The following is a 10,988-nucleotide window of genomic DNA, read 5'->3' as shown; positions in this document are numbered from 1 at the left end:
GGACTCGGTTCGGGACCCGGACGCGGGCCTCGATCCGACCGTCCGCGACATCATCGCCCCCGCCCGAGACATCGCGGCGGTGGACCTGTTGCGCGACCGACGGAAGGTCGAGGCACTACGGCGCGAGGCGCTCGCCGAACTCGACCGGCTGGGCGCGACCGCGTTGCTCGTGCCCACCGCGCCGTTCCACCCGACGATCGCCGAGGTGGAGGCCGACCCGATCGCCCTCAACAGCCGGATGGGGACGTACACGAACTTCTGCAACCTCTTCGACATGTGCGCCGTGGCGGTGCCGACCAGCGAGATCGACGAGGGGGGCCGAGGGACCGCGGAGTTCGGCGTGACCGTGGTGGGGCGGCCGTTCCACGACGGACCGGTGGCCGACATCGCCGCCGTGCTGGCCGGGGAACGCGACTCCGAGAAGGAACCACTCGTGCCGTGGCCGCTGCGCGCGGGCGCTCCGACCGTCGACCTTGTGGTGTTCGGCGCACACCGGCGTGGGGGCCCGCTCGAACACCAGCTCACCTCACGCGGCGCCGCCTGGCGTGGGCCGGTCCGGTCCAGCACCGACTACCGGATGTACCGCCTCGACACCGAACCGCCCAAGCCGGGGGTCCTGCGTCACCCGGACGGCGCCGCGTTGCTCGGCGAGAGGTGGACGGTCTCCCCGGCGGCGCTCGGCAGCTTCCTCGACCAGCTCCCCAGGCCGATGCAGCTCGGCCGGGTGACGCTCGAGGACGGCACGGAGATGGTCGGCTTCGGTTGCGAGCCCACGGCCGTCACCGCGGAGGCCGACGACCTCACCGAACTCGGGGAGTGGCCCCTCGGGTGAGCCGGGCACGGGCGGGCCGATCGTGCGGCGCCGGATACTCTGGGCGTCAGGTCCGCACCCGCCGCGACCTCGAACAGTGAGGTGAGCGCCAGTGAGTCAGCTCGTGTCCTTCTACGAGACCGCACCCGTCACCGACAAGCGCGGTCTGCTCACCGACGTCATCCAACGTCCGATGCAGGTGCGGTCGGGGTATGACGTGGTGGAGGGCGAGGTCGTCCCCCGGGTGGTCTACGTGCAGGCGCCGATCGAGGGCCGCCCGCTGTTGGTGCCGTTCGGCCAGTACGACGCGTGGAGCCTGCGGCAGCGGTTCGAGGAGGCGCTGAGGGTGATGAACACCCTGGGGGCCTGCGAGATCGAGTGCGCCACCTACAGCGCCCGCCGCAACGCCGTCGCCGCCCGGGTGGGGGTGGGACCGATGGCCGGGTGGGGCAAGGTGACCCGCACCCAGAGCACGGACTTCGACTATTCCTTCTCGGGCTCGGGGGCCTCCCCTCGAGACCCCGGGCCGATCCGGTGGACCAACATCCCCGGCCTGGACGCCGCCAAGCAGTCGGTGCTGCTCAACGGCGGACGCCGGGTGGAGATCACGATCGAGTCGGAGTCCGAGTTCGCCGCGGACTCCGACCTCGCCCGGCGCCTCAAGTCCGCCGGCCTGGTTCTCGGCCTCGAGGGGCGGACCCAGGCCAAGACCCTGCTGCGGATCAAGGCCGAGTTCCCGGCGGTGTGACCTTCAGCCGCCGCTCACCGGCGCCAGTGCCGCGACGTCGTCCACCGCCCGGCGGAGCTCACGCGAGGCCGCGCAGTCACCGAGCCGTCGGGTGACCGCATCCGCGATCGACCGGTAGAACCACAGCTTCTCCTGCGGCCTGGCGTTGAAGAGCCCCCACATGTCGTCACCCAGTCGTTCGTGGGCGGCGACCATCGAGCGCAGATTGTGGATCTTGTCCGCCGCCGAGATGAGCAGGCATTCCTCCGAGTCCTCCGCGAGCGCGGCGAGGTACCCCTCCTTGCGCACCCGCCACGGCGGGGTCACCTCACCCGCGGTCTTCTCCTCCGAGACGCCGCGGACGAGCTCGGTGACCCGGTCGCCGAACTCGGCGATCATGTCATCGGCCGAGTAGACCGACGGCGGGACGTCCTCGAGAACGTCGTGGAGCAGCGCGGCGACCGCCACGTCCGGGTCGTCGGTGAAGTCGGACACGATCATCGCCACCGCCACGGGGTGCGCGATGTAGGGCGTCGGGTCGTCCTTGCGGGTCTGGCCGGCGTGGCAGCGGGCCGCGACCGCGAGCGCGCGGTCGATGGTGGGTGTCCAGGTGAGGGACATGGATGCTCTCCTCTGTGGGAGGGGTCCCGGTGCCGGGCGACGCCACCGGGTCGTGGGACGGGCGCCGGCGACCGGTGGTCCGGCGGCCGGGGAGCGCTGTTCTCCCACACCCCGAGTAGACACCACGGGTACGACAGGTCGGGTGGGTACCGGCCTGTACCGGGTCCGCTGGAACCGACCGGCGGGGTGGGGACGTCGTACCTCATGACCGCGATGCGAGGACGAGATCACGACGACGACGAGGTGAGCAGATGCCCGACGGGACGATCAGAGCCGATGCGGACAGGATCGGGGCCGCCGTCGCGGTGTTCCGCGAGTCCGGTGAGCGAGTCGCGGAGGTGACGTTCCCGCACGTCGCGGCGGGCGTGGCGGCCGCGCTGCCCGGGGGGTCGGCGATCGCCTCAGCCCTGGACCGGGCGTGTGGCGCGGCGGCGGTGTACGCGACCCGGAGTTCGGGGCGCCTGACCGGGCTGGCGGACTTCGCCGAGCAGGCGCACCGGTTCCTGGAGGCGCGGGACGAGGACTTCGCGGACCTGCTCGCGCAGGTCGCCCCGCGGTGAGTCAGGCCCGTGAGTCCCCGCCCCGGCGAGTCCCCGCCCGGTGGGTCGGGCTGCCGTGGGTCAGAACGTCTTGGCGTCGATGACGAACCGGTAGTGCACGTCCGACCGGACCACGCGGTCATAGGCCTCGTTGATCTTGTCCGCCGAGATGAGCTCGATCTCGGCGGTGATCCCGTGCTCGGCGCAGAAGTCGAGCATCTCCTGGGTCTCGGGGATACCGCCGATCATGGACCCGGTCAGGATCTTGCGCCCGGCGGCGACCGACCCGGCCCGCACCGACATCGGCTCGGTCGGGATCCCGATGTTGACCAGCGCCCCGCGCGGCTTGAGCGTGGCGAGGAACCGGTCCAGCGGCAGGTTCGCGGACACCGTGTTGAGGATGACGTCGAAGGTGCCGCGCAGTTCCCGGAGCGTGGCCTTGCCCTCGTCGCCGGCGGTCGCGTAGTGCTCGACGGCGCCGTACCGCAGCGAGTCGTCCCGCTTGGAGGTGGTCTGAGACAGGACCGTCACCTCGGCGCCCATCGCCACCGCGAGCTTGACACCGACGTGCCCGAGCCCGCCCATGCCGAGCACGGCGACCTTGGTGCCCGGGCCGACGTTCCACTGCCGCAGCGGCGAGAACATGGTGATCCCCGCGCACAGCAGCGGCGCCGCCGCGGCCGGGTCGAGTCCGTCCGGAACGGACACCACCATGGGCTCCTCGACTACGATGTGGGTCGAGTACCCGCCCTGGGTGACGGGCCCCTCCGGATGGTCCTCGGGCAGCGGTGAGCCGTAGGTCGCCACAGCCCCGCGCTCGCATTCCTGCTCCTGGCCCGCGGTACAGGACGAGCACTCGTGGCAGGCTCCCACCAGGCACCCGACGCCGACGCGATCGCCGACCGTGTACCGGGTGACCTCGGAACCGACCTCCTGGACGATGCCGACGATCTCGTGTCCGGGCGCCACGGGGTAGGCGGTCTGACCCCACTCGCCGCGCACGTGGTGGATGTCGGAATGACAGATGCCGGCGTACTCGATCTCGATGAGCACATCGGCCGGCCCGGTGTCCCGGCGCCGGATGGTGGTCTTCTCCAGAGGTGCGTCCGGTGCGGTGGCGGCGACGGCGGCGACGTCCATGTGATCTCCCTTGGGTCGAGCGGAACGTGAACTGGCTGTTGATCCCGTGGCCGCCACAGTAGAGGCGATCGTGCCGTCCCCGCTCGTCCGACGAGGTCACGGATGGCCACGGGCGGTGCAGCCGCCTCCCCGGGGGTGACGGCGGTCAACCCCGTCGTTCGACCACGCGGCCGATGAGACGCGTCCCGGCCAGGAAGGGGACGCGGGTGAACCGCTTGGAGTACCAGGTGGCGGTGCTCAGCGCGTCGGGAGTGATGACCAACCGCCGGGCCTGGATGGCCCGCACCGATCGCGCGGCGACCTTCTCCGAGGTCAAGGGGGGTCTTGGAGAGGAGCATGCGCGCCGCCTCGTCGGCCTTCGGGTCGTCGCCGGAGAGGGAATCGGCGAGTCCGGACCGGAAGAACAGGGGGCATATGACGGACGCGCTGATGCCGCGGGGGCGAAGCTCGGCGTCGAGGGTCTCCGCCAGAGCGACCGCCGCGGCCTTGGTCGCGTTGTAGGCGCCCATGTGGGGGGCGTGCACCAGACCTGCGGCGGAGGCGGTGATGACCACCCGGCCGCCTCGTCCGAGCGTCGGGACCAGCGTCTTGCACCCGCGGACCACTCCGAGCAGGTTGATGTCGACGATGCGCTGCCACGAGTCCATCGACGTGGCGTCCAGCCGCCCGCCGACCGCGATGCCGGCGTTGTTGATGAGGATGTCCAGCGAGTCCACGGCACGCGCGGCGGCGGCCCAGTCGTCGTCGTCGGTCACGTCGAGCCTGCGGTAGCTCCACTGGCCGGAGAGGCCGGTCACGGCGGGTGGGGCCTCGGCGTGCAGGTCGGTCAGGATGACCTCGTCGCCGGCCGCCAGGTACTCGCGGGCGAGCGCCAGACCCAGCCCCGAGGCGGCGCCGGTGATGAAGACGCGGCGGGTCATCGGACGGCCTCCTGCGGGATCTGCGCGTCGAACGCCATGTCGCGACGCTGGTCACCGAAGGTCAGCTCGGGGATCTCGGCGAGGTAGTTCTGTACATATGTCCAGGGACGGTCGGTTCCCTGCCTCGGGAAGCGGTGCACGCCGCGCTGGACATACCCGGCGTCGAGGTCCAGGAGCGGGCGATCGCCCTTCACCTCGGGCGGGATCGGGGCGTAGATTTTCTCCCCGTTCCTCTCGCCCGCGCGCCACAGCTTGACCATGTAGCGGGAGACCATGTCCGCCCGCAGGGTCCAGGAGGCGTTGACGTACCCCACGGTGAAGCTGAAGTTGGGCACGCCGGCGAGCATCATGCCGCGGTAGGTGGTCAGGTCGGCGGGCTCGAGCTCGCGGCCGTCGATGCTCAGGGTTCCGCCGCCGAACGCCTCGAGTTCCAGGCCGGTGGCGGAGACGATGACGTCCGCCTCGAGCTCCACGCCCGAATCCAGGCGGATACCGCGTTCGGTGAACGTGTCGATGTGTCCGGTCACCACGCGCGCGCCCCGTTGCATCGCCCGGAAGATGTCCCCGTCGGGGGCTTTGCACACCCGCTGGTCCCAGGGCTTGTACGACGGGGTGAAGTGCTCGGCGATCTGCTCGCGGGAGATGTAGCGGCGTTGCAGGAGCCGCAGCCCCTGGGTGAAGGCCCAGGGGAACCGCTGAGCGACGAGATACTGGACCATGTCGCGAGCGCCGTGGGTGAAACGGGCGGCGCGGTAGGCCGGTTGTGCCGGCAGCACGCGTTGCCACACGGCGCTGATGATGTCCTTCTCGGGGAGCGGGGCGACGTAGCTCGGGGTCCGCTGGAGCATCGTGACGTCGGCGCCGAGGTTCTCCAGGGCCGGGACGAGGGTGACGGCGGTGGCTCCGGAACCGATCACGATGAACTTCCGCCCCGCGTAGTCGACGCCTTCGGGCCATAGCTGGGGGTGGATGATCTCGCCGACGAACTCCTGCTCGCCCGGGAAGTCGGGTCGGAAGCCCTGGGAGTGCGAGTAGTAGCCGGACCCGTAGTGGACGCGGCGGGCCCACACCGTGCGCTCGGTGGAGCTCCCGTCCTCCGCCCGGACGCTCGTGACCTTCCACAGGCCCTTCTCGCTCTGCCAGTCCGCGTTCTGTATCCAGGACCCCAGATGCAGGCGGTCGAGGACTCCGCACTCGCGGGCGGTGTCGCGGATGTACTCCTTGATCTCCTCACCCTGCCCGAGGGTCGAGGAGTGCGGCCAGGGGCGGAACGGGAACCCGAACGTGGCCATGTCCGAGTCCGACCGGATCCCCGGGTAGCGGAAGGTGTTCCAGGTGCCGCCCAGGTCGTCCTGTGCGTCGTGGACCTCCCACGACCAGTGGGGGAAGGTGGTGGAGACGTGGTGGGCCAGGTCGATGCCGGAGATGCCGGCGCCGACGATCAGGAGGTCCAGCGGGTTCTCGGGTGCGCCGGCCGGTGGGCGGCGGTCAGCAGAGGCTGTCATACGGAGGACGATAGTCCCGATCCCGCCGAACAAGTTGCCGAAACGCGCCAAGAGGTTGCTCTATCGCGCCATGTGGCGGAGAGTTCTGAGGTGGCATACGTCAGATCTGCAGGCCTGAGGGGCGTCAGGGCGGTGATCGATGCGCTGGGTGGCGACGCCGACGACCTGGCCCGGCGCAGTGGGCTGCCGGGCGGCGCCCTCGACAGCGACGAGATCCTGGTGCAGGATCTCGCGATCGGCTTCCTCCTCGAGACGGCGGCCGTCGAGTTGCGCTGCCCCGACTTCGGCCTGCGGGTGGCGTTGCGTCAGGACCTCGGTCTGCTCGGCCCCGTGGCCGCGGCCATCAGGCACGCCCCGACCACCACCCGGGCGTTGGAGATGACCTCCAAGTACCTGTTCTTCCACGCCCGGTCGCTCGAGATCACGGTCGTCCCGGATCCGGAGGCGGACCCCGGTGTGCTGGGGGTGCGGTTCGGTTACCGGGACGACGCGGCCGCGCTGCCTCCCCAGGCGGTCGACATGGTCCTGCTCTTCCTGCACCGGTCCATGCTCGCCCTCCTCGGGGGGGAGTACGGACTGCTGTCGGTCGAGCTCCCGAACCCGCTCAACACGGTGCCCGCTCGCTACCGGGAGCTGTTCTCCGCCCCGGCGAGACCACTCGCGTCGGCCGCGATGCTCCGCGTCCCCGCCGCGCTCCTCGGCCGGGAGATCACGGGCGGCGACCTGATGGCCCACGAGCTGGCTCTGAGCTATCTGGAACAGCACGGTCCCGCACGGGACCAGACGTACGCCGAGCGGACCAGGACCCTGCTCCTGCGGTCCCTCGACACGGGGACCTCGACCCTCGGCGACGTCGCCGCACTCCTCTCGGTCTCGCCGCGGACCCTGCAGCGGCACCTCACCGGTGAGGGCACGTCCTTCTCCGGGATCCGGGACGAGGTGCGGCGCGATGTGGCCGCCCGATTGTTGGCCACCACCGAGATCCCCCTCTACCAGATCGCCTCGGCCCTGGCCCTCGACGACGTGACGACGTTCAGTCAGTACGCGCGCCGGTGGTGGGGGGTCACGGCCAGGCAGTTCAGGGCCGACAGGAGGGGTCCGGGCGCCGTGGGTCGGCCCGCGATCGAACTTTCCTGACGAGTGTCAGCTGGACTCGCTATGATCCAGATCACACCGCCCCTGCGTCCCCGAGGACCCCCATGGTCGACACCGTTCGCGAACAACTCCGCCGTCACGCCGACTCCGACTCCCCGGCGATCCGCTACGAGGACCTGACCATCTCCTGGCGCGAGTACATCTCGGCCGCCGACCGTCGCGCCGGAGCACTCGACGCGATGCTCGACGACTCCCGACCCCGGCACGTGGGCACGCTCCTGGAGAACACCCCGGAGATGCTCTACGCGCTCGCCGCGGGCGCTCTCGGCGGCGTCGTCATCGCGGGTATCAACGCGACTCGTCGCGGTGAGGGGCTGGCCCGCGACATCAGGCGGGCGGACTGTCAGGTCCTGCTCACCGACTCCCAGCTCGCGCCCCTGCTCGACGGGCTGGACCTGGGCGATGTCAGTGTCATCGACACGGACTCCGACGAGTGGGCGGCCACGGTCGCCGCGTCGGAGCCCCCGGCCGATCCCCCGGTGGCCGATGCCGGCGACCCGTTCATGCTCATCTTCACCTCGGGGACGTCCGGGGACCCGAAAGCGGTACAGGTCGGCAACTTCACGGTCACCATGTCGGGCGAGGCGCTCGCTCCGTCCTTCGAGCTGACCTCCGAGGACGTGCTGTACCTGTCCATGCCGCTGTTCCACTCCAACGCCATCATGAGTGGCTTCTCGCCCGCGATCGCCGTGGGCGCCACCATGGTGCTCGCCCGACGCTTCAGTGCGACCCGCTTCGGCGACGACATCCGCAGGTACGGGGTCACGTACATGAACTACGTGGGGAAACCGCTCGCGTACATCCTCGACACCCCGGCTCGCCCCGACGACGCGGAGACCACCCTGCGCGCGGCCTTCGGGAACGAGGCCGCGGCCAAGGACATCCCCGCGTTCGCCGAGCGGTTCGGCTGCACCGTGCGGGACGCCTACGGCTCCACCGAACTCGCGATCATCGTCGTCCGGACCGAGAACTCGCCGCTCGAGTCCATCGGCGAACCGTTCCCGGGGGTCGCGGTGTACGACCCGGTGACGGTCACCGAGTGTCCCCGCGCGATCTTCGACGACACCGGTGCGGTGGCCAATCTCGACGAGTGTGTGGGCGAGCTGGTCAACACCGAGGGAGCCGGCTTCTTCGCCGGCTACTACAACAACGAGCAGGCCACGTCCGATCGCATGCGGGACGGGATGTACTGGTCCGGCGACCTGGCCTACCGCGACGCGGACGGCAACGTGTACATGGCCGGTCGCAGCGGGGACTGGCTGCGGGTCGACGGGGAGAACATGGCCGCCGGGATCGTCGAGGAGATCGTCCTCCGGCATCCCGCGGTCTCCCGGGTGGCGGTGTACGGGCTGCCCGACCCCCGCGGCGTCGGCGACCAGCTCGCCGCGGCCATGGTGGTCCGGCACGACAGCGAGCTCGAGCCCGCCGGGTTCGAGGAGTTCCTGGCCTCCCAGCCCGATCTCTCGCCCAAGGCGTGGCCGCGCTGGGTCCGGGTCTCCGATGCGCTCCCCACCACGGCGACCAACAAGATCCTCAAGAGAGCCCTGGTCGAGGACGGGGTCGGCGGCACCGCCGGCGGTGCCGACACCTGGTGGGAGCGGGAGGAGCGAGGCACGTCCTATGCGGTCCTCGCCGACTCCCGCGCGGGTACCGCGGTCTGATGGACCGCGCCTGATGGTCTACGTCGTCACCCGCTTCGACTTCCGGGCGCCCGGCGCGGACGCGGCCGAGCGCCGGGACCGCTACCGGGCGGCCCTCGCCATGGCCAGGTACGCGGAGGAGTCGGGCCAGGACGCCGTCAACCTCTCCGAGCACCACGGCTCCGAGGACGACTATCTCCCGTCGCCGCTCATCGCTGCGGCGGCGGTGGCCGCGGTGACCGAGCGGATCCAGATCGCGGTGTGGGCCCTGCTCGCGCCGCTGTACGATCCGGTCCGGCTGGCCGAGGACATCGCGGTCCTCGACCACGTGGCGTCCGGGCGGGTGAGCTTCACCTTCGGGCTCGGCTACCGACCGGTCGAATACGCGATGCACTCCCGGGACTGGAAGAGGCGTGGGGCACGGCTGGAACAGCAGTTGGAGACGATGCTCGCGGCGTGGGCGGGGGAACCGGTCGGCGACGATCCGGTCGACGGTTCGCCTCGGTCGCGCGTGACACCGAGACCATTCTCGGATCCGCACCCGCTGATCTTCCTCGGCGGCGCAGGCGCGGCCGCCCGTCGGGCCGGGCGCCTGGGCATGCATTACCAACCGCAGGTCAACGATCCGGAGCTCGCCGAGTTGTACCGGGCCGAGTGTCGCGCGAACGGGCATGAGCCCGGCCTCGTGGTGACCCCGGTCTCCGGTCCCGCCGCGGTATTCTGCGCGCAGGATCCCGACGAGTTCTGGGAGAGGTACGGCGGGTACCTCCTCGCCGACGCGGAGGCCTACCGTGCCTGGCAGACGGCCTCCGGTCGCAACTCCTTCGTCCACTCCGACGCCCGCTCGGTCGAGGACCTGCGCGCCGAGGGGGTGTACCTGGTGGCCACCCCGGACCAGCTCGTCGAGCGGGTCCGGTCTCGCGAACTGGGCCTGATCGCGGGCCACCCGATGTGCGGCGGGATGCCGATCGACGCCGCGTGGGAGTCGTTGCGACTGCTCGGGGAACGAGTGCTGCCGCACGTTCGGTGAGAACGCCGGGATCGGGGTCCGTAGTCTCGGGCGAATGGGAAACGACACGGCACTCAACGACACGGCACACGCCGTCCGGTACTGGTCCATGCCCGCCGCGCTGGGGGCGATGGGCGCGCTGCACTTCGTGGCGCCCCGACCCTTCGACGGGCTCATCCCGCCGGAGCTGCCGGGGAGCGCCCGGGCGTGGACCTACGGGTCCGGCGTCGCTGAGATGGCCGTGGCGGCACTGTTGGCCGTGCCCCGGACCCGGGCCCTGGGCGGGGCGGCGGCAGTGGCGCTGTTCGTCGGGGTACTGCCCGGGAACGTGCAGATGGTGCGGGCCTGGCGGAGGAAGCCGGTGTGGCCCTACCAGGTGATCGCGTGGGGCCGCCTGCCGCTGCAGGTGCCGATGATCCTCGCGGCCGACAGGATCCGCCGAGGCGCCTGAGCGCTCAGCCGGCCGGGTCGGCTGCCCCGGTTTCCCACGCGTCCACCCGGGCGAGGGCGTCGCGCTTGAGATCGGCGGGCGCGAATGACGAGTCGATCGACGACCGGGCGCACGCGGCGAGACGCGCCTCGGGGATGCCCATCCGCTCGCGCGCCAGCACGTACTCGTCCACCACGTCGACGCCGAACAGCAGCGGGTCGTCGGCGCCGATCGAGCAGCGGACCCCGGCGTCGAGCAGCGCGGGGAGCGGGTGGTCCCCGAGCGTGGGGTAGACGCCCAGAACTACGTTCGAACTCGGGCACACGTCCAGGCAGACCCCGCTCGCGGCGAGCTGTTCGACCAGCCGGGGGTCCTCGGCGGCGCGGACCCCGTGCTGGATGCGGTCGACGCCCAGCTGCAGTGCGGACCGCACCTCCTCGGGCCCGGCCAGCTCCCCGGCGTGGGGCACCACGCCCAGACCGGCGTCGCGG

10 protein-coding genes and 3 pseudogenes are annotated in these 10,988 nt (G+C 71.1%); 7 read left to right on the top strand and 6 right to left on the bottom strand.

Features of this window, described 5'->3' with window-relative positions; translation table 11 throughout:
• Positions 1 to 832: pseudogene (locus tag G6022_RS11825) on the top strand (allophanate hydrolase); the annotation flags it as partial.
• 91 nt (positions 833 to 923) lie between these two features.
• Positions 924 to 1,559 (top strand): hypothetical protein, encoded by a 636-nt coding sequence (locus G6022_RS11820; protein ID WP_017835462.1) that lies wholly within the window; start codon positions 924 to 926, stop codon positions 1,557 to 1,559.
• A 3-nt stretch (positions 1,560 to 1,562) separates the two neighbouring features.
• Here the strand turns inward: G6022_RS11820 and G6022_RS11815 are convergent, their stop codons facing one another.
• Positions 1,563 to 2,159 (bottom strand): HD domain-containing protein, encoded by a 597-nt coding sequence (locus G6022_RS11815; RefSeq protein ID WP_182638895.1) that lies wholly within the window; start codon positions 2,157 to 2,159, stop codon positions 1,563 to 1,565.
• 251 nt (positions 2,160 to 2,410) lie between these two features.
• On the opposite strand from G6022_RS11815, the gene G6022_RS11810 reads away from it, so the two are divergent.
• The gene (locus G6022_RS11810) at positions 2,411 to 2,719 is read left to right on the top strand and encodes a hypothetical protein (protein ID WP_182638896.1); all 309 of its coding nucleotides are present in this window, start codon (positions 2,411 to 2,413) and stop codon (positions 2,717 to 2,719) included.
• A 60-nt stretch (positions 2,720 to 2,779) separates the two neighbouring features.
• On the opposite strand, the gene G6022_RS11805 is transcribed toward G6022_RS11810, so the two are convergent.
• From G6022_RS11805 to G6022_RS11795, 4 genes and pseudogenes are all read right to left on the bottom strand, one after another.
• Positions 2,780 to 3,838, bottom strand: coding sequence for an NAD(P)-dependent alcohol dehydrogenase (locus G6022_RS11805; RefSeq protein ID WP_182610066.1), 1,059 nt, complete (start codon positions 3,836 to 3,838; stop codon positions 2,780 to 2,782).
• Positions 3,839 to 3,983: 145 nt separating this feature from the next.
• A complete protein-coding gene (locus G6022_RS16910; RefSeq protein WP_241731186.1) occupies positions 3,984 to 4,154 on the bottom strand; it encodes a hypothetical protein in 171 nt (56 codons plus the stop codon).
• A gap of 79 nt (positions 4,155 to 4,233) precedes the next feature.
• Positions 4,234 to 4,758: pseudogene (locus G6022_RS11800) on the bottom strand (SDR family NAD(P)-dependent oxidoreductase); the annotation flags it as partial.
• Positions 4,755 to 6,263, bottom strand: coding sequence for an NAD(P)/FAD-dependent oxidoreductase (locus G6022_RS11795; RefSeq protein ID WP_182638898.1), 1,509 nt, complete (start codon positions 6,261 to 6,263; stop codon positions 4,755 to 4,757). The pseudogene G6022_RS11800 and the gene G6022_RS11795, both read right to left, overlap by 4 nt.
• 90 nt (positions 6,264 to 6,353) lie before the next feature.
• On the opposite strand from G6022_RS11795, the gene G6022_RS11790 reads away from it, so the two are divergent.
• From G6022_RS11790 to G6022_RS11775, 4 genes are all read left to right on the top strand, one after another.
• Entirely contained in the window at positions 6,354 to 7,400 is a 1,047-nt protein-coding gene (locus tag G6022_RS11790; protein ID WP_179524095.1) for an AraC family transcriptional regulator, read from the top strand.
• A gap of 62 nt (positions 7,401 to 7,462) precedes the next feature.
• The gene (locus G6022_RS11785; RefSeq protein WP_182638900.1) at positions 7,463 to 9,079 is read left to right on the top strand and encodes an AMP-binding protein; all 1,617 of its coding nucleotides are present in this window, start codon (positions 7,463 to 7,465) and stop codon (positions 9,077 to 9,079) included.
• Between the two features lie 13 nt (positions 9,080 to 9,092).
• Complete coding sequence (locus tag G6022_RS11780; protein ID WP_182638902.1) at positions 9,093 to 10,088, top strand: LLM class flavin-dependent oxidoreductase; 996 nt, start codon at positions 9,093 to 9,095, stop codon at positions 10,086 to 10,088.
• 34 nt (positions 10,089 to 10,122) lie between these two features.
• Positions 10,123 to 10,518 (top strand): hypothetical protein, encoded by a 396-nt coding sequence (locus G6022_RS11775; protein WP_179524098.1) that lies wholly within the window; start codon positions 10,123 to 10,125, stop codon positions 10,516 to 10,518.
• A 4-nt stretch (positions 10,519 to 10,522) separates the two neighbouring features.
• On the opposite strand, the pseudogene G6022_RS11770 reads toward G6022_RS11775, so the two are convergent.
• Positions 10,523 to 10,988 (bottom strand): annotated as a pseudogene (locus G6022_RS11770) (adenosine deaminase); the annotation flags it as partial.

The sequence above is a fragment of the Dietzia sp. Cai40 genome, from assembly GCF_014145165.1.
Classification (GTDB): domain Bacteria; phylum Actinomycetota; class Actinomycetes; order Mycobacteriales; family Mycobacteriaceae; genus Dietzia; species Dietzia natronolimnaea.
This window is presented reverse-complemented; position numbering and strand designations above follow the sequence as displayed.

Bases quoted from the DNA above. Each gene is read 5' to 3' on its own strand.
- G6022_RS11815 (WP_182638895.1), bottom strand. From the start codon at position 2,159: ATGTCCCTCACCTGGACACCCACCATCGACCGCGCGCTCGCGGTCGCG.
- G6022_RS11810 (WP_182638896.1), top strand. From the start codon at position 2,411: ATGCCCGACGGGACGATCAGAGCCGATGCGGACAGGATCGGGGCCGCC.
- G6022_RS11805 (WP_182610066.1), bottom strand. From the start codon at position 3,838: ATGGACGTCGCCGCCGTCGCCGCCACCGCACCGGACGCACCTCTGGAG.
- G6022_RS11795 (WP_182638898.1), bottom strand. From the start codon at position 6,263: ATGACAGCCTCTGCTGACCGCCGCCCACCGGCCGGCGCACCCGAGAAC.
- G6022_RS11785 (WP_182638900.1), top strand. From the start codon at position 7,463: ATGGTCGACACCGTTCGCGAACAACTCCGCCGTCACGCCGACTCCGAC.
- G6022_RS11780 (WP_182638902.1), top strand. From the start codon at position 9,093: ATGGTCTACGTCGTCACCCGCTTCGACTTCCGGGCGCCCGGCGCGGAC.
- G6022_RS11775 (WP_179524098.1), top strand. From the start codon at position 10,123: ATGGGAAACGACACGGCACTCAACGACACGGCACACGCCGTCCGGTAC.